This is a genomic window from Ornithinibacillus halophilus (genome assembly GCF_900129485.1).
GTDB classification, from domain to species: Bacteria; Bacillota; Bacilli; order Bacillales; family Amphibacillaceae; genus Ornithinibacillus; species Ornithinibacillus halophilus.
In genome coordinates this window covers 1-24,584 of the sequence record NZ_FQVW01000010.1, presented here as the reverse complement: position 1 = coordinate 24,584, position 24,584 = coordinate 1, and the positions used below count along the sequence as shown (strand labels likewise).

Here is a 24,584-nt window from a genome sequence, read left to right as displayed (position 1 = left end):
CATGATACTCAGGTTTGGATATGTCTCAACTGCATTGTCCTTATGGGAAGCGTCACCTTCAAGAACAATGACATTCACGAATTGGAAAAAAAAAGATCACGATGCTAGAAAAGAAAAGCTTTACTATCTGACGGAACAAAATTTATTAAATACCATTCGGATGCTTCATTACAATATTGCTCATGGCATTGAATTGTACCGGATGTCTTCTTCTATTGCACCACTCGCTACACACCCAGAAGTGAAATGGGACTATGTTTCTCCGTTTAAAGAACTTTATCAAGAGATTGGAACGCTTGTGAATAAACATAATTTGCGTGTAAGTTTTCATCCGAACCAATTCACATTATTTACTAGTCCACAGGAGCATGTGACAACCAACGCTATCATTGATATGACATACCACTACAACATGCTAGAAGCGATGAGGTTACAAGAGGACGCTAATTTAAATATCCATGTTGGAGGAGCGTACGGAAATAAGGAAGAGGCAATCCATCGATTTGATGAGAACTTTGTAAAAATGAGTAAAGAGATACGGTTGCAAACAACATTGGAGAATGATGATAAGACCTATACAGCCATCGAAACACTTGAAGTATGTGAACGTCATGATGTCCCAATTGTATTTGATTATCACCATCATTGGGCAAATCCAGGGGAAGAGGCGTTTGAGGAGTTATTACCTAGAATCTTTGCAACATGGGATAGAACAGGAAAAGTTCCAAAATTTCACTTGTCTTCGCCTAAATCGGAGAAATTAATACGTGCCCATGCAGATTATGTAGATTTGGACTTTGCTTTGCCGTTTATAAAAGCTCTAAAGAATTACGGGAAATCAGCAGACATTATGATTGAAGCAAAAGCAAAAGATAAAGCAGCCCTGAAGCTTGTGGAGGAGATAGGAAAAGTACGAGGCTTTAAGCGCATTAAAGGGGGAGCAATTGAAATGAAATAAGGGCAGGATTAATACCTGCCCTGCTCAACCTCTTACTAGTGGAAGGGTACAACATCTAAACGAACCACCTGATTTTACAATTTCAGAAATATCGACTTCGATAATCTCAAAACCTTTTTTACGCATTTGTTTATTTACCGTTTCATTCATTGGTAAACTAAGAACTTTGCCACTTCCAATACTTAAAACATTCGTAGCAAGGGCATGCTGTTCTTCGTAAGGTACTTCAATTAAGTCATATCTTGATGACAAAAATTGTATGTCTTCATTTGATAATGCTTCTGAGTAAATTATTGCAACTTCTGGTGAGAGAACATTAAAAACACAATCTAAATGTAGAAATTTATCTTTGAATGGAATCATTTTTACATGGAATTGGCCGGTTAAAATTTGCTTTAAGTGCTCAATAGCAGCTTCATTAGTACGGCTACTCAATCCAATAAATATGGTATCTTGATCAATGATGACATCTCCACCTTCAATGTGTTCTCCAATTAAGTTATAGTAAGAAATTTGGTTCTCATGTAACCAATATTTAAGAATGTGTTCTTCTCCCTTACGTACACCTTGAGCCATCTCTGCAATATAAATCGTTGGCCCAAGTGTAAAACCAATGTCACGAGTGTAGGTCTGTTCCGGGTAATGTTTATCTGGAGAGAGCATAATCGTTTCTATTTCGTATTTATTTAACGTATCAACAAATTCACGATGCTGTTTTACTGCAAGTTCTACATGTTCCTTGACATGTTTATATTGTAGTTCTGGATCATGTAGAACTTGCCGATTAATTAAATATTGTGGTTCACAAAGGATCACTTTTTTAAGAATATCATACTCACTTTTGCAATATACTTTTGGTGGTTGCATGCCTAATGAACCTCCTTGTGCTATTCATAACCATTAGAATGCACAATAGAAAGAAAAATTAATCTGCACCATGCTTGTGACCCTTTTTCCGTTTAAAGATTCTCATAGTAATAAAACCAAGTATTGCTATGATTATTAAAACAGGTAAATTTCCTACTATAAAAATAAATAGACTTGAAAAGAAAGTTATAATCGAGTTGATGCTTTTTAAAAACTGTTGTTTTGTTTTGTCCCAAGTGTTTAAGTCACCGTCATTTATTGATGTTAGACTAACATTATTTTCTTGAATACGAATCGTTACCGTTGCCAAATCTGTTCGATTATCTAAATACTTCATCCTTCCTAATATCTCTTCAATTTCCCCTTGTACCTTTGCTAGATCATTTGAAATAGTAAGTAAGTCTTCCGTTTTCTCTGCTTCTTCCATGAATGAAAGTAGTCTTTCCTCCACAACGCGCTTTGATTTCAGACGAGATTCTAGATCGACATATTCTTCTGTGACGTCTTGACCAGATGTGGAACTTTCTAATACGTTATAACTGCCATCCTCTACAATTTGAATAAATTTTTGAAAGTGATCCTGAGGGATGCGAACAGTCATGGAGCCACTTGTCATTTCATTTTCATCGTTTCGGTTCGTATTGGATTCTACGACATAGCCACCATAATCGGTTACTTGGTTTTGAATTTGATTTATAGACTGTTGATAATCTTTTACGACGATATCCAAATAAGCGGTATAGATAATTTTCCTATCGCTTTGTTTGTCATCAGGTAAAGAATGGTCTTCTTCAGCAGCTTCACCATCTTCATCATCTGATCCGCCAGAATGATCGTAGCCATAACCTTCTCCTTCTTCACCCCTATCATAATCTGCAGCAGAATTATTAGCTGATTCTTCCTTTGATTCATTACTGCAAGCGACTGCAAAAATAGCAATACTAAGGCCAAGCAGGAATAATAAGACTTTTTTCATTTTTGACACCCTCTTTTTATCTTTAGATATTAGACGATTAGAATAGCAGTAATGTTCCCATAACTAGCAGGATTTTTTTGTTCGTGTTAAATTTAAATGGTAATGAACGTACGTGGTTTTAAGAAGGAGGGGACGTCAAGTGCATCTAAAATTAAGTCAAATAGCAATTAAAGAACGATGTGGGGCAGTCTCCTTTAAACGTGGGGATGCTTTTTATCGTAATGGAAAAGTATCGTTTGAGGAAATTTCTACTGACTCTGTTCAGGCAATTGTTCAAGGAGTCGAGGACTTTCATATTAATATTGAGAAAAATAGGAAGGGTTTTTCAGCAACCTGCAGCTGTCCATCACTTTCTTCATTTAGTAAAGACTGTCAGCATATCGCTGCTGTGTTAATCGCTCTTCAAGAAGAACAAATTGTGGAACCTGCATCCATTGAAACATCTGACGGGGAATTATCAAGTGATTTGTTGACGTTGTTTGATTCATCACCAATTCCATCTAGTGGTCCACAAATGCATTTTGAAAATAGATCCGTTATGCAAGTGAAATTTTTCTGTAAAGTAATTACAATAGATCATGATAATTTTATGTTTGCAATTGAACTTATGGTGAATTCTAAGCGTATTGAAGATGTTCGGGGATTTTTAGAGGATGTAAAAGAAGGTAGGAACCATTTGGATTATGATCCAAAACGGCATTTTTTTGATGAGAAGTCAGATGCAGTCATTCGGCAATTAATACATGTCATGGAAGATGAAAAAGTATATTATCGTGCCATGCCATCAAAAGCTAAATACCAATCTAATAAAGCTACTTTACCGATACCCTCCTCAGCTTGGAAGCAAATAGAGCCTTTATTATTACATGCCTCACATGTAATTTTACAATATGGAACGAAAACGTATTATGAATTTAACGTATCGGATGGGGATTTGCCTTTAACCTTTATATTTGCAGGTTCAGAGGAAAAGGGATTTCGGTTGGTCATTGAAGGGTTACAAGAAATGATTCTCCTAAAGGACTATGACACCGTCCTAAGTGCAGGGAAAATAGTTGCCGTAAAAAGAGGGGAAGCAGACCGTCTTTATGAGTTAAAACGAATGTTGAAACGTACGGGTACGAATGAAATACCGATCCCGATGAATCAATTAAAATATTACATGGAAAAGCTATTGCCTTCTTTAAGGAAATTGGGAGAAGTACATTTGTCTGGAGAAATTTCTGCTCAATTACAGAAAACACCACTCAAAGCTAATTTATTTTTAGATCGTGTGAAAAATCGTTTATTAGCAGGTTTAGAGTTCCAGTATAATAATGTCACCATTAATCCACTTGATCACCGACAGCCGAAAGTTGGATCAATGATCATTCGCGATATGGAAAAAGAAGATGAAATACTACAGATGATGGAACAAAGTCAATTTAACCAAACAGAAAGTGGTTATTACCTTCAAAATGAAGAGTTAGAATATAATTTCTTACACCATGAGTTGCCGAAATTGCAAAAAATGGTTCAAGTATATGCAACGTCAGCCGTCAGAATGCGAATTTTACCTAAAACAACAATCCCGAAAATTAAAATCAGGCATTATAAGGAGCGCACTCACTGGCTTGAGTTTACTTTTAAAATTGATGGGATTCCAGAACAAGAAATCAAAGACGTTTTAGCTGCCTTAGAAGAAAAGCGCAAATATTATCGATTACGAGATGGTGCTTTATTATCCCTAGAAACGAGGGAAATGGAGGAAATCAAGCGCTTCATGCAGGCTGTACCAATTCAAGATGATGAATGGGAAAAACAATTTGAAGTCCCAGTTATTGAAGGTCTTCGATTACTTAATACGTTAGAAAATACGGATGCTATCACTATCGAAGCATCTTTTCGAGAGTTTTTAGAAAGCATCCAACAACCAGAACGGCTACCATTCGAAGTACCTAGCCAATTAGATAATGTGTTGAGGAATTATCAAAAGCATGGCTATAAATGGTTAAAAGCACTAGCAAGTTACGGATTTGGTGGAATTTTGGCAGATGATATGGGGTTAGGGAAAACGATTCAAAGCATTGCCTTTATTTTATCGGAACTTCCATTAATCCGTGAAAAGGGACGACCTGCATTAATCGTATGTCCATCTTCGGTTACGTATAACTGGCAGAGTGAATTAATGAAATTCGCACCTGATCTACAAGCACTGATTTTGGATGGAAGCAAGGCCGAACGAATACAATTACAACAAGAACTTGAAACCATTGATGTGATTATTACTAGTTACCCGCTGTTACGTAGTGATATTCGATGGTATGAGAATCAGGAGTATCATGTTGTGTTTTTCGATGAAGCACAGATGTTCAAAAACCCGTTAACACAAACAGCTCGTACGGTGAAAAAAATAAATGCTATTCACCGTTTTGCATTAACTGGAACACCGATGGAAAATGCATTAGAAGAATTGTGGTCCATTTTTCATGTCGTTTTCCCTGAGTTATTTTTAGGTTTACGGGAATATAGTGAACTAACGAATAAGCAAATAGCCCGAAGAATTCGTCCCTTCATGTTACGTAGAATCAAAGAAGACGTACTTGATGAATTGCCAGAGAAAATAGAAGTGCTTGATGCAACAGAGCTACTACCTGAGCAGAAAAAGCTCTATGCCAGCTATTTAGCAAAACTAAGACACAAGACTTTGCGCCATTTGGACCGGGATACAATTAGAAAAAATCGCATAAAAATACTAGCTGGTATAACCAGATTACGCCAAATTTGTTGTCATCCTGCATTATTTGTTGATGGGTATGATGGAACCTCAGGCAAATTTGAGCAGTTAATGAAGATTATCCATGAATCAAACCAGGCAGGCCGGCGATTGTTAATTTTTTCTCAATTTACAAAGATGCTTCAATTAATTGGCCAAGCACTTGCAGAGGAAGGAATCGCTTATTTTTACCTAGATGGTCAGACTCCTTCCAATGAAAGAGTGGAGCTATGTAATCGATATAACAGTGGCGAACGAGATATTCTTTTAATTTCCTTAAAAGCAGGGGGAACTGGATTGAATCTTACGGGTGCGGATACGGTAATCTTTTATGATAGTTGGTGGAATCCAGCTGTAGAAGAACAAGCTGCCGACAGAGCCCATCGAATTGGGCAAAAGAAGACTGTACAAGTCATCAAGCTTGTTGCTAAAGGGACGATTGAAGAGAAAATGAATGAGTTACAAGATAAGAAAAAACACCTCATTGAGCAAGTAATCGATCCAAAAGATGAGCGACTTAGCACACTGACGGAAGAAGATATACAAGACCTACTGAGTTAGTTATTGAATAAGTATTGAATCCACCGAGCGAGACTGGTGGATTTTTTTATTCTTTAGCCATGAGAAAAACTGTCTTTTATGGTAATTAATTATCCGTTTTTCATTTTTACCACGGTACATCTTAATTAATAAGAAAATGTATTAATTGTCCCCCCAAGGAGGTTTTCTTAGATGAGAAGGATTTATCTTTCGGTAACTGCAAGTGCTGTTATATTAACTGCATGTACAACACAACAAGATGATGCTACACCGCAAGATCCAGTAATCCCTCAACAAGAACAAATCGATCAAAATAATAACAATAATAATGGACAATTAAATCTTCAGCGTATTAATCAAACGCAGAATCAAAATTTAAATCGAGACCAAAGAGGAACTGCAATTGATGCTGATGAACATTTTCTTGATGATATAAGTAAGTTCTATGATAATGATAAGTTCGAAAACGATAAGATCCAGTTGTTTATTGATGGAATGCACTTTCATACAAAACCGTCTGCATTTATAGATGGAGATGAGGTATATATTCCTCTGTCTTTCGTCTCAACTCACTTGGAAGCTGGAGTGCGATATGATAAAGGTTCCAACCAGGTTGGTATTCAACGAGGCGGTACTGATATCGAATTATTTATCGATGATGATACCGCGACAGTTAATGGGGAAGGAATGGAGACACCTTCTTTCATTCAAAGAGATGGATCGATTTTTGTCCCAATCTGTTTTGTAGCTGAGGCCCTTGGTTATATAGTGGAGAAGAATATTGAAGATGAAGAGGTAAAAATTGAAACACATCGCCCAGAAATGGAAACTTTTAGTTTTTCTGCAATCGATATTGAAGATATGGACCAGTCACAAGAGGACAGTATTCCCGTTCAATCGATGAACAAGGAAACGTACACTGTTCAAGCAGGAGATAGTCTTTTTTCGATTGCCAAAAAATATAATACAACAGTTGACCGAATTAAGGAAATAAATGAACTTACTAGTAATGTTTTAATTACTGGACAAGTATTGATTGTTCACACTAGACCAAGTTCATATACGGTGACTTCAGGTGATACGTTGTTCAGTATCTCAAAAAAATTTGATTTAACAGTAGATCAATTACAACGCTACAATCAATTAACAAATGCTCTAATTACACCGGGTCAAACGTTATCGTTAACACAACCAAGTTCTTATACAGTGAAGGCTGGCGATACGTTATACAGTATTGCTAAAAGCTTTAACACTACAGTAGAGAACTTGAAGAATTGGAACGACATAATTGAGCCAATTCAAATTGGTCAATCGCTTGTTGTTTCAAAAGGTGGAGTACCAAATACACCTAAAGCCGAATCTCCTGCACCTTCGAAAGCTCATACTGTACAAGCAGGAGATACGTTGTATTCCATTGCAAAAAAATATAATACAACGGTTGACCAGATGAAACGTTTGAACAATTTGGCTAGTAATGTAATAAGTATTGGCCAACAATTAACGGTAACAGGTGAGGGGAAAACTGAAAATAAGGCACCTGCTCCTGAAAGTCAAACAACGTATACTGTTAAGGCAGGAGATAGTCTATATTCGATTGCCAACCGATTTAGCACATCAGTGGATAACATTAAAAACTGGAATAACTTAACTAGTAATACAATTAAAGTCGGTCAAAAATTAAATGTTTCGGGTGAGAGTAAAGCCGAAACTAAACAACCTGAACCTGAAAAACAACCACCATCTCAATCCAAAGCAACCAACTATACAGTAGTTCGAGGGGACACGTTGTTAGGAATTGCTAGACGTTTTGATACAACGGTTGATGAAATAAAACGATTAAATGGATTAAGACATGATGACCTTCAAATTGGACGGACATTAATTGTTTCTGGTTCAGAAGGTACTTCGGATTCGAAACAACAGCAAGTGACAGTTAGTTTTGAAACACACACGGTAAAATCAGGGGATAATTTATGGAAGTTGAGTATCGATTATGGGATTCCAATGCTTGAATTAGCTAAGGAAAATAACCTTTCAGTAAATAGCTCTCTGTCAATTGGTCAAAAAATAATGATCCCTGTATATCATGTACCAGTAAAAGACACAGTTAGCCCGAATCATGGGGAATTATTAGATTGGTGGACTGAGGCCAGGTATGTGTTTCCTGTTGGTACAGTAGCTACAGTACGAGATGTAAAAACAGGTCGTACGTTTAAAGTGAAGCATACAACTGGGGGAAATCATGCTGATTCAGAACCATTAACAGCAACCGATGCCAAAATTATGAAGGATGTTTGGGGTGGAAGCTATAGCTGGACACCACGAGCTATAATTATTTCTGTGAATGGAAGAAAATTAGCAGCCGCGATGCATTCTTATCCACACAGTATTTCAGATATAAAGGATAATAATTACAACGGACACTTCTGTATCCACTTTTTAAATAGTACAAGGCATAAAGATGGTTTAATTCAAGAAAGTATGCAGAAACAAATACAGATTTCTGCAGGCGTTCAATAAAAAGAAAGGCACTCGGAGCTTGTGATATCGTCGATGCCTGTAGCGAAGGCGTCAGTAAGTCTAAGGTAAACGAGAGGTGGTCTCGGTGCCCGTAGCGAAGGCAATAGCAAGTCTAAGGTAAACGAGAAGTGTCATCGATGCCCGTAGCGAAGACAATAGCAAGTCTAAGGTAATCGAAAGATGGTCTCGATGCCCGAAGCGAAGTCGGCAGCAAGTCTAAGGTAAACGAGAGGTGGTCTCGCTGCCCATAGCGAAAGTAATAGCTAGTGTGGACATCTCTGAAAGTTAGACTTTAAAAGCCTCCATTCCAGAAGTTTGGTTTGGAGGCTTTTTGTTGTGGGTGAAATTACAGCAGGAAAGTTATTTGCGCTGTTGGGAAAGTTCAAGAAGTTTTTCATCATGTTGGGCAATTTTGCTAAGAATGAAATTGGTAGTTTTTTGATTATCCATAATATCCATGCGCATTCCATTAACTTTATTGTCTAATTGATCAAAACGTTTTTCAAGTCGCTCAAATCGTATGTTAATCTGTTCGAATTTTTTGTCGATCTGTTCGAACCGTTTGTCTATTTGCTCAAACTTCTCATTCATATGGTTCTCTAGACGTTCGAACCTTGCACTGACTTGTTGTATATGGTCTTTTAGAACATTTAAAATTTCATTTAGAATTGTTTTTTGTTCCACGATTTTCACCTCCTTACCTAATATTATAGGCCATTTTTCGACATTTGAACAGTTGAACTTTTAAGGGTTTTCCAGCCATAAGAAAGCTTCATTTGTATGAGAAGGATATAATAAGCCGAATATGAAAAACTAATGGTTAATCGACAAAATTCGGGAGGTGACAGTCACCAATGAGTGATCATTTTACCCAGAAAAATATCTACTGTTTTTTCGTAGTCCAACATGAGATAATGGAAAAATGAATATTTTTTAAATAGTAGGTATTAAATGGGGGAACAACTATGAAAGCAAAAGCTATCTTTATTTTAGTGATGCTTATTTTTGGTAGTATCGGATTATTTGTAAAAAACATCGATCTTTCTTCTAGTGAAATCGCTCTTTTTAGAGGTGCAATAGGAAGTGTATTCTTACTAGCCTCGCTCTTTTTTGTGAAACAGAAATTTGACATCAAGGCTACCAAACGTAACCTTTTTATCCTTCTATTGTCTGGTTCAGCTTTAGGGTTTAACTGGATTTTCTTGTTTGAATCATACCAATATACGACTATATCAAACGCCACCCTTAGTTACTATTTTGCACCTGTTTTTGTGATGGTTTTGGCACCATTCTTATTAAAGGAAATTTGGACGTGGAAAAAGGGCTTAAGCATTGTTATTGCCGTAGTTGGTTTGTTTTTAGTTGTCCAACCAGATACAGGAGTGATTACGGAGTCCTATAATCATCCAGTTGGAATCGGTTATGGGTTATTGGCAGCTACATTTTATGCTGGCGTTATATTAATGAATAAATTTATTAAAGGTCTATCTGACTTTGAGACAACAGTCATGCAATTATCTATTGCTTCTATCATATTGCTTCCATATGTATGGATGACAGAAAGTATGGACTACTCTGGCCTGGATACGAAATCATTACTATTAATCATCATTCTTGGGGTAATCCATACTGGGGTAGCGTATCTATTATACTTTTCAGCTATGAAAAAACTAAAAGGACAAACGATTGGAGTGTTTAGCTATATTGATCCAATCTCTGCGGTCATTATGGCAGCCATTATATTGAATGAGAGTATGAGTATGTTACAAATTGTTGGGGGCATTTGTATTTTAGGTTCAACTCTATTGAGTGAAATTACAAGTGATAAAAAGAGAAATTGATATACCGCGGAATTATTGAAAAAAGAAGAGAATCCTCCATTACATTCAGAGGTGTCTAGCTCCGAGCGCCTGCTACTAGCGAAGGAACTAAATAAGTGGGTGCGCTATAATTTTCTAAATAGACAATCATTTACAATTATCGAATGATTATTTATAATGTTACTTACATGAAAAATTGAAATAATTTTGTAATCTTACATAGATAGTGGACAAGATTTCTAGAAGGGGAACTAAAGATGAATAAATCAATGATGGTACATGAATTCAAAATGATGCTTCGGAGCAAGAAAAATATATTATTTATCATTGCATTAATAAGTTTAATTTTAAGTTATTGTTTTTTGGTTCTACCAACAAAAGAGACACCAGATTCATTTGATCCGGAAGTCACTAAACATGAACTTGACAACCTTGAAGCTGTTCGACAAGGGATGATAGATAGAGGTGGAACAGGATTTAATAATATGGCAGGGTATGCCCCATACGCTGAAAATGCCTATCAGCAAAAATTAAAATCTAGATTAGTAACTGCCTTTGAAGACAAAAACTTTTCGCGTTTCATTGAGTTACGGATGAAAGGCAATGTATTTAATGAGATGAGAGTGTCTAGGGATTGGATGTTAATTGCCAATGCTCCTTTTCCTGCCCATGATCAGGGGCGAGAGAATAGCTTAAGAAATCTACGCTACCAAGATTATTTAGAGTCTGAAGATGTTCCGATTACATATGAACTAATTGAACAGAAAACAGCTATACAAACAATCGTGAACTTTCTTTTAGGAACAACAGCATTTATGGTGATTTTATGTGCTATTTACTTTAGTAGTGACATGATTTCAAAGGATAGACAGTATCGTTCGGTGTTACAAGGTGCTCCAATTGGATGGTACCGAATGATTAATACAAAGTCATTTGTAGCATTTTCATATACACTTTTTGTCCTACTTGGGTTACTTATTTTAACAGTGATTATTATTTCAATCCAAAATGGGTTTGGCTCACTTAAACTGTCTGTTCCAATTACGATTCCAAGTACACAGCCAGATGACTACTTTGGATACCGATTCAATGAGTATGACACAATGCCAATGACTAAGTTTCTTTTATTGGCATTTGGAATTATAGCAATTCTTGTGTTCCTTTTTGTGCGATTGAATGCAATTTTAAGTCTTCTGTTTAAAAATTCATGGCTCGTATTAATGATTAGTTCGGTTATTTTATTCTCAGAACGAATCTATTATTCTAGAACACTAACAGAGCTTTTTGGTATTGAGATTAGCAATCTACCTCAAACTTACTTTGATTTTGGAAGGGTCATTTCTGGTGAAAAGTACTATTTAGTTCATTTAGAGTCGATTACGTATGAAAAGGGAATTCTTGTACTATTAGCAACAATACTAGTAGTAGAAATAGTTCTATTTATTGTGTCAAGGATTGTCAATAAACGTCGTTTTTATCAGGGTGCTTAATTCCATTTAATTGATAAGAAAGTAGTTTCTTATCCTCACAGAAAGGAAAGTCGATATGTTTTGGAGATATACTCTATTTGAAGCAAAATTATTAATAAAGAACCGAAAGATTTGGTTTATTACTGCCTTTCTATTACTCTTTTATCTGTTATTTTTTATGTATAACCAACAGGAACAACCACCTTCACTAGCAGACCAAAAGAGGCAAGATGTTGGAATGGTGTATGCTGCGTTTGATCATCTTGATTTGCTACGGCATGATTTGCCTGAAGTAGCTGAGGTGTATGATTATGTGACACAAATCTCATCATTAGTCGGGATGCAGGTATGGAATATAGGACGTGGCAGTGATAGTGAGCAATATATTGAAGATGGATTGAAAGCGAACGAATTACGGCTGAAGGTTCACGAATTAGGAAATGAAGGGATTCCGGAACACTTAATCGTACCAAGAGAAGAAATTTTAAAAGAGAATGCTCTACTTCATTATATTAGAGACAATGAATTGCCAATTGAGTCTGATTCCTTTGCGACCAACCATTTCATAACGAAGGCATTAAACGCGATGACTGGCATCTTATTCCTTGTTGTCTTTCTAATTGCAGGAAATGAACTATTAGTATTTGAACAGAGACATAGAACGGTAATGAAAGGTTTCCCTTTGTCGTTTATGAAACGGATAATAAGTAAAGTGTTAACCTATTTTGTCTTTCTCTACTCATTATTATTGGTAGGTTTTTATATAGGGACGATTTATGCTGATAAAAAGCTAAATGCTGGTGAGTTTGAATTCCCAGTCCTCATTTATAAAGATGGAGGGTTTATAGCAGTATCTACAGGAGAATATCTATTAAATGTATTTTTAGGACTTGCCCTAGTTGCAATCGTCATCTTACTTTTATCAATCTTACTAAATATGCTGTTTAAAAATGCATTTGCCAATGTACTAATTGGAATTGGAATCTTCTTGTTACCTGATTTAATGATGGCAGCAGGAATTAATGCAACGTTTCTAGACCCAATTAAATCTATTGATATCGCAAATGTTTTGTCTGGTGACCTTGCTGTTCAACTAGGTAATGACGCGATTGATTACGGATATGCAATGATGTCACTAGGAATTATAGCTGTACTTTTAGTTGGTGTGATTTTTGCCATTAATAAATTTCAGTACCAACGAACACCAAAACATTCACCATTGGAGAAAGCTTTTTAGTAGGAAAAAAATATAATAGAAATGAGGATTGACATGCTGAAACTAGAGAATATCTCTGTGAAATATAAAGATAAAGTTGTACTAGATAATTTATCCTTGTCAGCTGAAAGTGGGGAAATCATTGGTTTAGTTGCCCCAAACGGAACAGGTAAAACAACGTTATTTAATGTAATCGCCAATTTTATTAAACCGAATAGCGGGAAGGTTACTTTCAATGGGAGCCTTCAATACAAAACAGAGAAAAATGAACTAACCATTCATAAATCATTAGCAACCTTTCCTGAACAAAGTGATTTATTTGAAGAGTTGTCTGGTGTAGATCATATGAAGTTATATGCAAATATGTGGAATGGGTCTTCTAAAAACGTCCAAGAGATTTATCAGCAATTGCAGATGGAAAGCTATGTGAAGAAGAAGGTTAAAACATATTCCTTGGGGATGCGCCAACGTCTATGCTTTGCCATGATTGCTGCTGCAGATACACCTATTATGCTTATGGACGAAGTGATGAATGGTCTCGATGTCGCGAATGTTTCGTTGATTTCGAATCAATTGATGCAAATGAAAAAAGACGGCAAATTGATTTTTGTAGCATCGCATTTACTAGAAAATCTAGACCTTTATGCAGATAGAGTTCTGTACTTAAAAGGTGGAAATATTGTACATGAACAGAAGTTGAACGAAGAAGACAAAGAATATATTAAAGTAGAATTGTCACCTGAACAATATGAGAATCTGACCGAAAATTATACGTTACCAAAAGATCACCTGTATATTGCTAAACGTCTATGTTGCATCCCAATTGCATTAATGGGGTCATCAGACCAGCAAGAATGGATTGAATTGTTATCAGGATTCAAAGCGAAAGAAATTACAATTGGGCCACTTGGAACAGTTGAATATTATGAGAAATATTATCATGAAAGTTGAACTTAACTAGGAGGGGAAAATTATGAAACGAATTGGATTTCTAATCGTTTTTACAAGTTTATTCGTTTTAATTGGCTGTCAACAACCCTCGGAAAAGGTATTACGGTACGACGAGAATAAAGAAATCATTGGCGAAGAAAAAGATGAAATTATCGGGGAAGTCAGTGATACGATTTATGAATCGATTGATCGCAGCAATTCGAATTCAGAAGAGATATTTCTAGAACATCTTGATGCAAATGGTGCTGAAGTAGTACCTCCAGAAGGCAGATACATGATAAGTGGAGGTCAATCTGGAAGAATTCTTGTCTATGACGAAAATGATGTATTGATGTTTGAAGCCGTTCGTGATGACTTTCAAGGTGTGGGTGGCATAACCATCGATTTAAATGGCTCCCATAAAGTATATGTGGATGGTGTTGAATTTGCACATATCATGCCAGTACCTACTCAAATCTCTAACGAACTTACTACTGGTATTTGGGAAGTAGGTACTGATATCGAGGCAGGTACCTATGAGGTCTCTACTGAATTTGGGTTTGGTGATATACAATTGTTTGAGGAAGGAGAATCACCGAGATTATATGAAATCCTAGGTGGTTCATCTGATAGTACAATTGAGCTTGACTTAAAAGAAGGACAAAAAGTAAAAATAAATGGGGTATCGGCCCTAACGTTTGAACCTAGAACATAAAAACAAGCAATTCCGTTGTTTTGGAGCATCCAGAATGACGGGATTTTTTTGTGGATGAGGGGGATGGGGATGGGGCGAGAGGCAAGAGGCGAGAGGCGGACATTTGGTTCGTTATTTTATAAATATTGATGCTTTATGGAATCTTAAGGACATCGAGTACGTTATTCTAATAGAATGCTAGTGAAAAAGAGTCTTTTTATTGGAATAATGGAAAATTTGTCCAAAACAATTGGAAAATACATATTTACAAATGAATAACGGAAAAAATGTCCAATCAGATTCCTGTATCCCTAGGTATAATTCGTGAAACTTATGTTAAAATGATAGAATGCACGTGAACACCAACTAGGAGTGAAACGAGATTGAACAAAAAAGACATTGCTAATATTCGTAAACAATTTAAAGTAAATAATGACTTATTAAAAATCCATGAAATCTTTAATGTGTATATTATGAAAGAGTCAAGTGATATTTATCATCATCAGAGTATGCCTTTTGAAATGCTTGAGGAAGAACAACAAGAATTATTTATGGCTAATTTTAAAAAAGTACTTACCGGTCAACTGGATGAAAAATTATTTGAGCTTAAGTTTCAACGAGATGTAGAAGACAGCAGCCAACTTATCCTTCATCAAGGACTTTTAAGCAATGACCGTGATGAGTGGAATAGCCATATGTTGCGATTAGTGGAAAAAATGCTGAAAGATAAGCAATATGAAATGGATATTGTTGTAACCTTTATTCGTGGAGAGTATATGAAACCGAAAAAACGTGGTGGGGACTCGGATGAAAGTGATCGGGACACGGTATACTCTAATTCGTTTATCTTATGTAGCATGAATAAAACGCAAGATCCAAAGAAGGAATTGCTATTTGACTACGTACAAAAGGAATTTAAATACAATATCGTCGTTGATCCGATAATTAATTTAAAAGCACCTATTTCTGGATTTCTATTTCCATGCATTACTGATAATGCAGCAGATGTGAACCGAGTTCTATATTCATCTGGAAAAGCGTATGAATTGAATTATCATTTTATTGAAGAAGTGTTAAATGCTGAGGAAACAATGACAGCACAGGATGATAAAGTGGTGTTTGAGGAAATCGTTAAGAAGGTTGCTGGCGACCAGATTAATACATCTACACTTTCCAATGTTTATGACGAGATTCATCGTTCAATTGAGGAAAGCCAGGAAGAAGAACAAGAGATACCAAGATTAGATTATAAAGATGTTGAAAAAGTATTAACGCATAGTGGAGTTAAGAATGTAGAAACGGAAAAAGTAGAAGAGGCCTTTAAGACTGTAATAGATGATGAAAAGTATGAGTTAAAAGCAAGTAATATCGTACCAAAATACACATCAAAATCAATTAAAATTCAAACTAAGGTGGCAGATATTAAAGTTAGCCCTCAAGACTTACGATTTGTCCGCCAAGTTCATTTTGATGGAAAGCTATGTTTGATGATTGAAGTGGAAGAGAATACGATGATTGAAGGATTTGAAATGATACCAGAAGCCCTATTTCAAAAAGCTAAAGAAGAAGAATAAAATGTAAAGGACAGGTTGCCAATCTGTCCTTTTTTCGATAGTCTATTCTGAATATTTTATGTTAAAATTAGATAGAAGTGAAAGGGGCGGAATGAAATAAAAGCGTACAATATTCGGTATTTTTTATACATATTAGCCATTCTAATGTTTCTTACATTGATCATTATTCCTTTAATCTCAGATTTTACTAGTAGTTCAGATCTAGTAAAAGGACTTATTATTTTACCAGGTTTAATGATTATCGTAGGTAAGATAATAGCTATCGGAGAAAAGAAGAAGCAAAACAAAAAATATGCAGGAGATGTTGGGATTATTTTAGGATTAACCATTGCCGGATTGCTGTATCTTTTTTCGTAACTAGAAAATAGGAGGATTTTAATGTCATTCGATTTTTTTTATGATGTTCCGACAAGAATAACCTCAAATGTGGAAATAGATATACTAAATAAAGATAGAAAAGTAGAATACCAAATTCAAAAATACCATCGAAATATTTGGCAGAAGCTATTAGCCTTACATTTTACCACTTGGTTTATTAATGTATCGCTCAAAGACATGAATGAAACTAAACTTGAAGTAGCTGAGGATATTGGGGTTGCAAAACGAAAATGGAAATTAAATGGTTTGTCGGAGCTCCAAGGGGTAATTTTAACAGATACGAGCAAATTTAAAATGTCTGAGAAAAAACTAGAATTTAGTTATCAAGGAAAACAGTACCTAATTTCCAAACAGACCAGTTCAAAGCAAACATCTTTTTATGAGGGAACGGATCTTATCGTTGTGATGGAGGAAAATAGCAAAACACCACCAAGAACAAATTATATAACTCTAGAAAAAGAAAGTTGTCTTCCAATCCCTACTATACTAACGATGCTACACCTATTTGAAATTGGGGTTTAAGGGAAGTTCGATTTTTGAAAAAAGCTATAGATTTGCAATAGCAATACCGATAGTACATAGACACCTAAATACGCACCTGTAATTAAGAAAAGTGGGTTGAGAAATAATCCATGGATGTTGGTCATAAATACAGTTCCATCTTTTATAATGTCATAGATAGCGATGGAGGCAATGTTACCGAAAATAAGTGTTGAAAGAAGTGCTAGTATATTAAATACTACTTTCATAGAATCCCATTTGCTTTGAGATATAACCATCAGTATGGGAATGAGAATGCTTCCTAAAATTAATAGTAGTTTCATTTGTCTCACCTCGGTTACCATTATTCTCAAAACGTGACAAGATTAAACCCATCACCCATCAATCTAGAAAAACATGAAGGATTAGGAGAGATAACATATGTGGATAAGAAGTCAAAATAGAAAAGAATTAGTTAATTGCATTTCATATACAGTACGTAAAAATATAGGAGGAAAGAATGAGGCTCTTGTAGGTACTGTTGATAATGGTTTTTGGGGAAGGAAAGAAATCATCTTAGGAATGTATGATACAACAGAGATTGCAATAGCGGAATTAACAAAAATTCAAGAGGCTTTGATCGAGAAGGTAGAACTATATGAAATGAATTAGCTTTGAAAACCGGAGGCAAAAGAATGGGAATTAAATAGAATCTCCAATTAGTGGACAGGGAAGAGGCTGGGATAAAAGTGTTTTAGATACATAAAAAACTGAATAACGATAATTTGATGTAATATTTGAAAATAGTTGCGAGTTTTTAGTGGTGGTGCGATTTCTACCGCTACGGAAAATACACTTCGCTTTCCGCGGGCGGCTGGTGAGCCTCCTCGGACTTTCGTCCTGTGGGGTCTCACCTATGCCTTTTCTCCCGCAGGAGTCTACGTGTATTTCCTACGCTAGTCTGTCTTTAAACGCTCGTTTTTAGAGTGCGTATAATTGGTTGGTTCCCAGTATCTTCAAAAACTAATCGATTTCTAGTTCTCTTACTTCACCGGTAATGGCATCGATGGTAATTTCTGCTTCGCCTTTATCTGTCTTTAACTCAATTTCATATTCAAAGCGACCGTCATCCTCATCAAATTCGATTTCTACTACCTTACCTTCAACTTGTTTCAGAGCAATTTCAATCGCTTCTTCAGATGTAATCATATCTTGTGTGGAGTGGGTATAATCATCATTTATATCGTCGGTTTCTACTCCTAACACTTCACCAGTATATGCATCTACATAAACGTCATATTCTGCAGCTTTATTTTCAATCTCCACTTCATAATAGGAATAGCCATCATCATATTCTAATTCAATTGAATCAATACGACCATCATGTTCAGATAATGCAATTTCTTTTGCTTCGGATGCAGTAAGTATTTGCTTTGTTGTGTTTTTTTCTCCATTTACTTCAATATTTTCTTTTTTTACTAAACTACTTTCAGCACCATCGATTGAAGTAGCCATAATTGTAGCTCCACCACCTAATAAGATTCCTATCGTCACAACACTCGTTAGTATTTTCCTATTCATATTATTCCTCCTCTTAATTTCTATATCTACACTATATCCGGTTAAGATTAGAGGATAGCGATAGGAAGATTAGAATTTGATTAGAGTTATATGATAAAATTAATCATAATTTGGGACTTTTTTTAATTGTATTCGTCTTTAATAAGACTAAACACTAGGGGGATTGAGATTAAAATGCTTTACTTCATAATAGCTGTTCTTATTTTGACATCGATTATAAACAGGTACATACAGAAAAAATATAATATTATTCCTGATGGTGTTGCATTCAGGCCAGTTAATAACATGCATAAATGGGGAGAACGGGTCATACTTTTAGTTGGACTTATTTTAGCAATTATTTTGTATATGATTTCTTATGTTGAATACTATATAATCTTTGGTTACTTATTGATCCTTTTAGGTTTTCGAGCCTTTATGGAATATAAATATGACCGGGAAGAAAAGGAATATTTATTGACCACAACGTCCGTAGGGGGAATTGGGCTACTTCTCATCATTTCTCTGTTTATCGTATTTCAAACAACAACATTCTCAGAAACGATAGAAGATGACCAAATGCTAAACCTTGACTCCATCGAATCCGTTGAAATTTATAATAATCAAAGTAATGAAGATGCAAAAGAATTATGGAATCAAGAAATCGTAAAACGTGAGGCTGTTATTGAAAATCAGCAGATGATCAATCAAATTGTTGATGAATTGTCTTCCATCGAGCTAAGGAAACGAATGATAAATAAAGGCGATCAAGATAATTTCTATCGCTTATATTTTAGAAGTACGTTTTATAGTAGTATGGTTGTATATGATACGTACCTAACAATTGATGGCAATGCTTATAAAGTTGTTGGAAACAATGATTTTTATGATTTACTGGAAGAAGCAGATTTCGATTGGAACAAGCCAGGTGAAAAAGAAGAATAAAAAACAAAAGTGTGCACTAGTGGTTAATCATACTACCAGTGCACAAATATATTTTTATGATCGATTCCGGCGATGCCTTTCTTTTCCGCCCTTCATTTCATTTAATTCTTCTTTATTTTTGTTTTTCTTCTTTTTGCCTTTATTAGTACTCAAGAATATCCCTCCTTTTTCAATTAGTTTGAGCCAATTAAAAGAATTAATGTATTGTGCTAAAGAACCTGTCTATGCTTCAAGTGAAAAAGAAAACCTGAGCCATTAAGCTCAGATTTCCATCCAATTTAAAACAGTATTAAAGCTAAAGCTGTTGTCATAATTAACCCAATGACGACAGGGATAAAGCTTTTTCGAACGAGGTCGATGACAGATATTTTTGCAAAACCAGCGATAGCGATAATAGGTGACCATGCTACAAGTGTTCCTCCACCTACCCAAATAGCGCCGATTTGGCCAATGGAAGCAAGGGTTGTTGCATCCATACCAGTAGAAGTAGCTAGTGCTTCCGATAACGAACCGATTAATGGAAGGGCAGAAAAGCCTGAGCCATCAAGACCAGATATCATTCCTAATATTAGTACACCAAATGCTGTGAAAAAGGTGTTATTCGGAATGTATGCCTGACTTTCTTGAACTAAATCAAACAGGAAAGAAGGGGTTGAATCAGGGTCCGTTCCAAAAATTTGCCCTGCTAATTCACCACTTCCAATAAAGAAAAATGCTGCTACAGGAATTACTAACCCCATTACTTTAAAAGCGAACACAAAGCCATTGACGATATGATCGCTAACTTCTTGCAATGTTTTTTTATAATCACGAAATAGGGACATGACAATAATTAATAAAATTGCTGTACCACCGACCAGTGAGGAACCTGCACCATCTTCTATCGACGGGATGAAATCGGAGAATGTTGCGATTACGACGTACGTTACAATCAGTAAAAAGATGGTTGGAACAAATACAGCAAAAATAGAACTATATTTCCCTTTTTTCACCTCTTGGTCATCAGCACTGATCTTCAAATCATCTCCACCACTATTTTCCCAGTCTATAAGGTTTTGCTTAGATGGCTTTTTAATTGATTTTCGTACCATGAAATATGCAATTGTTAGCGAAACAGCTCCAGCAATTAACGATAGGATTAATGTTTGCTGGCCAATGGCACTCGCTTCTAATGCGGTACTACTTGAAGCTGTTAATTCTGGTGCAACTTTTAAAATAAAATCAGAAGACAATGCCATACCATGACCAGCTAGTGAAATGGCGATGGCTGTACCGATTGGAGGCAGGCCTGCTCGAATGGCAACTGGGATTAGTAATGCACCGATAAGTGGTGCAGCAGGTGCTGGCCAAAAGAATAGGGATAAAAAGTATGTGACTATGACTAGCACCCAAAAGGATAAAGTACCGTTTTTCATGACTTTTTGAAATGGTTGAACCATTTGTTCATCGGCACCAATTGACTGAATAGAACGTAATAAGGCAGTCATTACGGCAATAATTAGGAAGATGTTAAATAGCTCAGTTGCAGCTGTTAAGTTGGCATTAAATATCGAATGAACTCCATCTAGGAAAGATCCTGTATAGGTCCAGGCTACAAAGAAACTCATAATAATTGCTGGGACAACGACATTTTGTCTGAATAACATCGTTAATATAATGAGCAATGTCCCTGCTAAATACAACCAGTGTGCGAATGTTAATTCCATCATCTACTATCTCCTTTACTATAGGATTAATAGCAATCCTGGTTAACTATCTTATGAAAGAGGTGGGCAGGTGTGAAAATTGGCGATTTTTGTAAATGATATTGAAGTGCAATATCAAAAGTAGATAAATGTGGTAAAATAAACATAAATGAAAGGTTTTTGAATTTTCACAAGTCTATAATGAAATGGAGGAGTCGTTGTGGTGTTTGAATATAAGAAATATGATGGGCTAGGGTTAGCTGAATTAATTAGAAACAAAGAGGTAACTCCTAAAGAAGTTCGTGTAATGGCGTTACAGGAAATGGAGCAAAAAAATGGAGAACTCAACGCAGTAATCCACCAATTTGGTAAGCAACCTGATGAACAACTCGCAAATGGAATATTTACGGGTGTACCGATGTTAACAAAAAATATTTCTCAAGAATCCAAAGGACATCCAATGACTAGCGGCTCAAAAGTTTTAGCTGATTATATTGCCAAAGAAGATAGTGAATTTGTTCGCCAAGTAAAACGTACAGGCGTTTCGATTATTGGGCAAACAAACGTACCAGAATTTGCTTTGTTGGGCGTAACGGAACCAGTACATAATGGACCGACAAGGAATCCATGGAATACGGAATATACACCAGGTGGTTCCAGTGGTGGATCGGCAGCAGCAGTAGCAGCAGGGATTGTTCCTATTGCAGGAGCTAATGATGGTGGTGGATCGATTCGTATTCCTGGCGCTTTTTGTGGTTTATTCGGATTAAAACCAACACGTGGTCGTGCTCCAGTAGGTCCTGATAGAGGTCGCGTTTGGCAAGGAGCAAGTGTTGACCATATTTTAAGTAGATCTGTCAGGGATAGTGCAGCGATGCTTGATCAATATCAACATGACAGAGCAAATGCTTTTATGGCACCTCCATTTGATGGTTCATATTTAGAAGCAAGTAGAACTCCTATGAAAAAGTCTTTGAAAATTGCCTTTACAACTACTTCTCCAATTGGAACGGAAGTAGATGCTGAATGTAAAGATGCCGTGATGAATACAGTGAAGTTATTAGAAAGTCTGGGCCATAACATTGTAGAAAAGGAAGCACCAGTTGATGGTAAAAGAATTGCCAATAGTTACATGATGCTCTACTTTGCTGAAGTAGCCACTACCTTATCTGCAATTGAAGATATGATTGGACGTAAGGTTACATTCAAAGATGTGGAACCTACCACATGGATTCTTGGCTTACTTGGTAAAGCAGTGAATGCAGAAGAGTTTTTAACTAGTTTAAAATATTGGGATGAAGCAGCGATACAAATGGAGAATTTCCATGATGAGTATGATTTCTATATCACACCTACGACAGCTTTTCCGCCATCAAAAATAGGTGAACTTGATCCAACTCAATTTGAAAAACGACTAATTCGAACAATCGGTGGACTAGGGTTAGGTGGAACGTTGAAGAAAACAGGCTTTGTTGACCAGCTTGCGAATAAAAGCTTAGAGCGTACTCCATTTACACAACTGGCGAATTTAACCGGCCAGCCTGCAATGACACTACCGATGCATTTAACAAAAGATGGGCTTCCAGTTGGAGTTCAAGTAATAGCAAGGCGTGGTCGTGAAGATCTTCTTTTACAACTAGCTGGGCAATTAGAAGAAACAGATCTATGGATTGATGTAACGAAAAATCCAACCTATTAGATGATGAGGTGACATCATGTGGAACTTAACAAAAGAAGCAAAAATACGATTTCAACAATGTAACTTGCTTCCTATACCTGAAACAGATGAGGAATGGGAAGCTGTAATTCGGGATGCTGAGGAAGAAGGGGAAGACATCAAGCAACGTTTAAAGGAAGAATTAGAGGAAGTGAAGGAAGAATTGTTGCAGGTCTTACCTGAAAAATTTATACCTAATGTTCTAGATGGCACTTTAAATCAACCAACTTTACCAAAAGCAATTCGTTCAGATTACTTAAACTGGGTTCGAGAGGCAAGTGAGGAATTCGAAAACATACTAGATTTAGCACATAAACAAACAGAGGATGCCGTGGCTGAATTACCAAAAGCAGTAAAAGAGGTTTTTGAAGATAGTCTACATGACTCTACTATTCAAAGAATTACCTGGGAAGATGATGTGCTACATCTTTATATTAATACCGATGGTGGATTTTCAACTAAGGCAATCATCCATTTAATATTTATAAATGTATTAACTGAAATGACTGACTCACCACTTGAGGTTGGCCAATGGTTTATTTACGATGAATTACAAAAGACACGAGAAGGATTTGCTTTTCGTGTGTTGTTTGAATCACCAGAAGCCGAATGGACCATTACAATGAAGAAGATGGATGCTGTCTATTATTATCGTCCGAGCCTGTATACAAAGCTTAGGGATGAAGACAAATTAGAGGAAATATCAGTAAATCAATATGTTAGCCAGTTGGACACAGAACCTAATTATTGGTTAATCACTCCAGATGTGACATGTCCTATTCGATCATTTGAAAATGGTATTTCTCTTGAGAATGGAGAAATAAATTTTGATTCAGATGAAATTGAGGTTGTTGTTGAAGGTGAACGTTTTACTTATGGTTTAGAAACCTACGAACCGATTTCCTTCATTTACTCGGATGTTTATGAAGACCCATACGCTTCCTTTAATGAGGCATTACCTATAGACGAATTAGAAGAAGCAGCACTAGGAGACGACTTAGAGCTGCAAGTCCGAGCATGGAATACGATGTATGAGAATCCTACTGAACTAGCAGATGTCATTAACCCTGTTTTGCTGAAAGCAGAGATAACAGAAGAAAATGAAATGGCGATGGGGGTTTATATAAATCATTTTTACAATGAGGGAATCTTGCAAGATGATGTGGTGGAAAAGTATTGTAGATTTATAGAAATGTAGAGAACTGGTGGGTAGCCCTCAGTTCTTTTTTGGTGAAATAATGGTGTGGAATATATCTCTTGAAGGTTGAGGGGGAGAGGGGATGCGCTCCACGTTGGGAGGAATTCGCTCCATGTTGGTAGAGACTCGCTCCACGGACTATGGTATTTGCTCGCCGTTGGTAGAAACTCGCTCCCTGGTCAATGGAATTCGCTCGCCACAGGGTGAAACTCGCTCCCCGATAAAGAGGATATGCTCGACACAGGGAGGAACTCGCTCCCCGATAAAGAGGATATGCTCGACACAGGGAGGAACTCGCTCCC

21 protein-coding genes are annotated in these 24,584 nt (G+C 36.3%); 15 read left to right on the top strand and 6 right to left on the bottom strand.

Annotated features, from left to right (window positions below; translation table 11 throughout):
• Nucleotide 1 precedes the first annotated feature (1 nt).
• Nucleotides 2-958 (top strand): UV DNA damage repair endonuclease UvsE, encoded by a 957-nt coding sequence (gene uvsE / locus BUB12_RS06325; protein WP_072889213.1) that lies wholly within the window; start codon nucleotides 2-4, stop codon nucleotides 956-958.
• Nucleotides 959-982: 24 nt separating this feature from the next.
• On the opposite strand, the gene BUB12_RS06320 is transcribed toward uvsE, so the two are convergent.
• Both BUB12_RS06320 and BUB12_RS06315 read right to left on the bottom strand, forming a co-directional pair.
• Complete coding sequence (locus tag BUB12_RS06320) at nucleotides 983-1,825, bottom strand: dimethylarginine dimethylaminohydrolase family protein (protein WP_072889211.1); 843 nt, start codon at nucleotides 1,823-1,825, stop codon at nucleotides 983-985.
• A 58-nt stretch (nucleotides 1,826-1,883) separates the two neighbouring features.
• Nucleotides 1,884-2,801: a DUF4349 domain-containing protein gene (locus tag BUB12_RS06315; RefSeq protein ID WP_072889209.1), complete on the bottom strand. Its 918-nt coding sequence runs from the start codon at nucleotides 2,799-2,801 to the stop codon at nucleotides 1,884-1,886.
• 139 nt (nucleotides 2,802-2,940) lie between these two features.
• Here BUB12_RS06315 and BUB12_RS06310 point away from each other — a divergent pair, with 139 nt between their 5' ends.
• On the top strand, nucleotides 2,941-6,117 hold the full coding sequence (locus BUB12_RS06310) for a DEAD/DEAH box helicase (RefSeq protein WP_072889207.1): 3,177 nt from the start codon (nucleotides 2,941-2,943) through the stop codon (nucleotides 6,115-6,117).
• 171 nt (nucleotides 6,118-6,288) lie between these two features.
• Nucleotides 6,289-8,616: a LysM peptidoglycan-binding domain-containing protein gene (locus BUB12_RS17445; protein ID WP_084063238.1), complete on the top strand. Its 2,328-nt coding sequence runs from the start codon at nucleotides 6,289-6,291 to the stop codon at nucleotides 8,614-8,616.
• Between the two features lie 360 nt (nucleotides 8,617-8,976).
• On the opposite strand, the gene BUB12_RS06270 is transcribed toward BUB12_RS17445, so the two are convergent.
• A complete protein-coding gene (locus tag BUB12_RS06270) occupies nucleotides 8,977-9,300 on the bottom strand; it encodes a coiled-coil domain-containing protein (RefSeq protein WP_072889205.1) in 324 nt (107 codons plus the stop codon).
• Nucleotides 9,301-9,581: 281 nt separating this feature from the next.
• On the opposite strand from BUB12_RS06270, the gene BUB12_RS06265 reads away from it, so the two are divergent.
• The 8 genes from BUB12_RS06265 (at nucleotide 9,582) to BUB12_RS06230 (ending at nucleotide 17,219) form a co-directional block, all read left to right on the top strand.
• Nucleotides 9,582-10,457: a DMT family transporter gene (locus BUB12_RS06265; protein WP_072889203.1), complete on the top strand. Its 876-nt coding sequence runs from the start codon at nucleotides 9,582-9,584 to the stop codon at nucleotides 10,455-10,457.
• A 236-nt stretch (nucleotides 10,458-10,693) separates the two neighbouring features.
• Nucleotides 10,694-11,926: a hypothetical protein gene (locus tag BUB12_RS06260; RefSeq protein ID WP_072889202.1), complete on the top strand. Its 1,233-nt coding sequence runs from the start codon at nucleotides 10,694-10,696 to the stop codon at nucleotides 11,924-11,926.
• A gap of 55 nt (nucleotides 11,927-11,981) precedes the next feature.
• Nucleotides 11,982-13,142: an ABC transporter permease subunit gene (locus BUB12_RS06255; protein ID WP_072889200.1), complete on the top strand. Its 1,161-nt coding sequence runs from the start codon at nucleotides 11,982-11,984 to the stop codon at nucleotides 13,140-13,142.
• A gap of 33 nt (nucleotides 13,143-13,175) precedes the next feature.
• Nucleotides 13,176-14,072: an ABC transporter ATP-binding protein gene (locus BUB12_RS06250; RefSeq protein WP_072889198.1), complete on the top strand. Its 897-nt coding sequence runs from the start codon at nucleotides 13,176-13,178 to the stop codon at nucleotides 14,070-14,072.
• 22 nt (nucleotides 14,073-14,094) lie between these two features.
• The gene (locus BUB12_RS06245) at nucleotides 14,095-14,766 is read left to right on the top strand and encodes a hypothetical protein (protein ID WP_072889196.1); all 672 of its coding nucleotides are present in this window, start codon (nucleotides 14,095-14,097) and stop codon (nucleotides 14,764-14,766) included.
• Nucleotides 14,767-15,128: 362 nt separating this feature from the next.
• A complete protein-coding gene (locus BUB12_RS06240; RefSeq protein WP_072889194.1) occupies nucleotides 15,129-16,319 on the top strand; it encodes a DUF4317 domain-containing protein in 1,191 nt (396 codons plus the stop codon).
• 144 nt (nucleotides 16,320-16,463) lie between these two features.
• A complete protein-coding gene (locus BUB12_RS06235; protein WP_072889192.1) occupies nucleotides 16,464-16,676 on the top strand; it encodes a hypothetical protein in 213 nt (70 codons plus the stop codon).
• 21 nt (nucleotides 16,677-16,697) lie between these two features.
• Nucleotides 16,698-17,219 carry a tubby C-terminal domain-like protein gene (locus BUB12_RS06230; protein WP_072889190.1) on the top strand — a complete coding sequence of 174 codons (522 nt, stop codon included), beginning with the start codon at nucleotides 16,698-16,700 and terminating at the stop codon, nucleotides 17,217-17,219.
• Here BUB12_RS06230 and BUB12_RS06225 read toward each other — a convergent pair.
• The gene (locus BUB12_RS06225; RefSeq protein ID WP_072889187.1) at nucleotides 17,216-17,521 is read right to left on the bottom strand and encodes a transposase; all 306 of its coding nucleotides are present in this window, start codon (nucleotides 17,519-17,521) and stop codon (nucleotides 17,216-17,218) included. The genes BUB12_RS06230 and BUB12_RS06225 overlap by 4 nt on opposite strands.
• A gap of 97 nt (nucleotides 17,522-17,618) precedes the next feature.
• Between BUB12_RS06225 and BUB12_RS06220 the strand changes: the two genes are divergently transcribed.
• Complete coding sequence (locus tag BUB12_RS06220; protein ID WP_072889185.1) at nucleotides 17,619-17,849, top strand: hypothetical protein; 231 nt, start codon at nucleotides 17,619-17,621, stop codon at nucleotides 17,847-17,849.
• A 351-nt stretch (nucleotides 17,850-18,200) separates the two neighbouring features.
• On the opposite strand, the gene BUB12_RS06215 is transcribed toward BUB12_RS06220, so the two are convergent.
• Nucleotides 18,201-18,758 carry a PepSY domain-containing protein gene (locus tag BUB12_RS06215; protein WP_072889182.1) on the bottom strand — a complete coding sequence of 186 codons (558 nt, stop codon included), beginning with the start codon at nucleotides 18,756-18,758 and terminating at the stop codon, nucleotides 18,201-18,203.
• Nucleotides 18,759-18,932: 174 nt separating this feature from the next.
• Between BUB12_RS06215 and BUB12_RS06210 the strand changes: the two genes are divergently transcribed.
• Nucleotides 18,933-19,682: a DUF4181 domain-containing protein gene (locus BUB12_RS06210; protein WP_072889179.1), complete on the top strand. Its 750-nt coding sequence runs from the start codon at nucleotides 18,933-18,935 to the stop codon at nucleotides 19,680-19,682.
• A gap of 278 nt (nucleotides 19,683-19,960) precedes the next feature.
• Here the strand turns inward: BUB12_RS06210 and BUB12_RS06205 are convergent, their stop codons facing one another.
• On the bottom strand, nucleotides 19,961-21,388 hold the full coding sequence (locus BUB12_RS06205) for a hypothetical protein (protein ID WP_084063245.1): 1,428 nt from the start codon (nucleotides 21,386-21,388) through the stop codon (nucleotides 19,961-19,963).
• Between the two features lie 202 nt (nucleotides 21,389-21,590).
• Here BUB12_RS06205 and BUB12_RS06200 point away from each other — a divergent pair, with 202 nt between their 5' ends.
• Both BUB12_RS06200 and BUB12_RS06195 read left to right on the top strand, forming a co-directional pair.
• Nucleotides 21,591-23,066, top strand: coding sequence for an amidase (locus BUB12_RS06200; protein ID WP_072889297.1), 1,476 nt, complete (start codon nucleotides 21,591-21,593; stop codon nucleotides 23,064-23,066).
• A 16-nt stretch (nucleotides 23,067-23,082) separates the two neighbouring features.
• Nucleotides 23,083-24,282 (top strand): DUF4085 family protein, encoded by a 1,200-nt coding sequence (locus BUB12_RS06195; RefSeq protein WP_072889172.1) that lies wholly within the window; start codon nucleotides 23,083-23,085, stop codon nucleotides 24,280-24,282.
• The last annotated feature ends 302 nt before the right edge of the window (nucleotides 24,283-24,584 follow it).

Coding starts and splice junctions, on each gene's coding strand:
- uvsE (WP_072889213.1), top strand. CDS start 2: ATGATACTCAGGTTTGGATATGTCTCAACTGCATTGTCCTTATGGGAA.
- BUB12_RS06320 (WP_072889211.1), bottom strand. CDS start 1,825: ATGCAACCACCAAAAGTATATTGCAAAAGTGAGTATGATATTCTTAAA.
- BUB12_RS06315 (WP_072889209.1), bottom strand. CDS start 2,801: ATGAAAAAAGTCTTATTATTCCTGCTTGGCCTTAGTATTGCTATTTTT.
- BUB12_RS17445 (WP_084063238.1), top strand. CDS start 6,289: ATGAGAAGGATTTATCTTTCGGTAACTGCAAGTGCTGTTATATTAACT.
- BUB12_RS06265 (WP_072889203.1), top strand. CDS start 9,582: ATGAAAGCAAAAGCTATCTTTATTTTAGTGATGCTTATTTTTGGTAGT.
- BUB12_RS06260 (WP_072889202.1), top strand. CDS start 10,694: ATGAATAAATCAATGATGGTACATGAATTCAAAATGATGCTTCGGAGC.
- BUB12_RS06255 (WP_072889200.1), top strand. CDS start 11,982: ATGTTTTGGAGATATACTCTATTTGAAGCAAAATTATTAATAAAGAAC.
- BUB12_RS06250 (WP_072889198.1), top strand. CDS start 13,176: ATGCTGAAACTAGAGAATATCTCTGTGAAATATAAAGATAAAGTTGTA.
- BUB12_RS06245 (WP_072889196.1), top strand. CDS start 14,095: ATGAAACGAATTGGATTTCTAATCGTTTTTACAAGTTTATTCGTTTTA.
- BUB12_RS06235 (WP_072889192.1), top strand. CDS start 16,464: ATGTTTCTTACATTGATCATTATTCCTTTAATCTCAGATTTTACTAGT.
- BUB12_RS06230 (WP_072889190.1), top strand. CDS start 16,698: ATGTCATTCGATTTTTTTTATGATGTTCCGACAAGAATAACCTCAAAT.
- BUB12_RS06225 (WP_072889187.1), bottom strand. CDS start 17,521: ATGAAACTACTATTAATTTTAGGAAGCATTCTCATTCCCATACTGATG.
- BUB12_RS06220 (WP_072889185.1), top strand. CDS start 17,619: ATGTGGATAAGAAGTCAAAATAGAAAAGAATTAGTTAATTGCATTTCA.
- BUB12_RS06215 (WP_072889182.1), bottom strand. CDS start 18,758: ATGAATAGGAAAATACTAACGAGTGTTGTGACGATAGGAATCTTATTA.
- BUB12_RS06210 (WP_072889179.1), top strand. CDS start 18,933: ATGCTTTACTTCATAATAGCTGTTCTTATTTTGACATCGATTATAAAC.
- BUB12_RS06205 (WP_084063245.1), bottom strand. CDS start 21,388: ATGGAATTAACATTCGCACACTGGTTGTATTTAGCAGGGACATTGCTC.
- BUB12_RS06195 (WP_072889172.1), top strand. CDS start 23,083: ATGTGGAACTTAACAAAAGAAGCAAAAATACGATTTCAACAATGTAAC.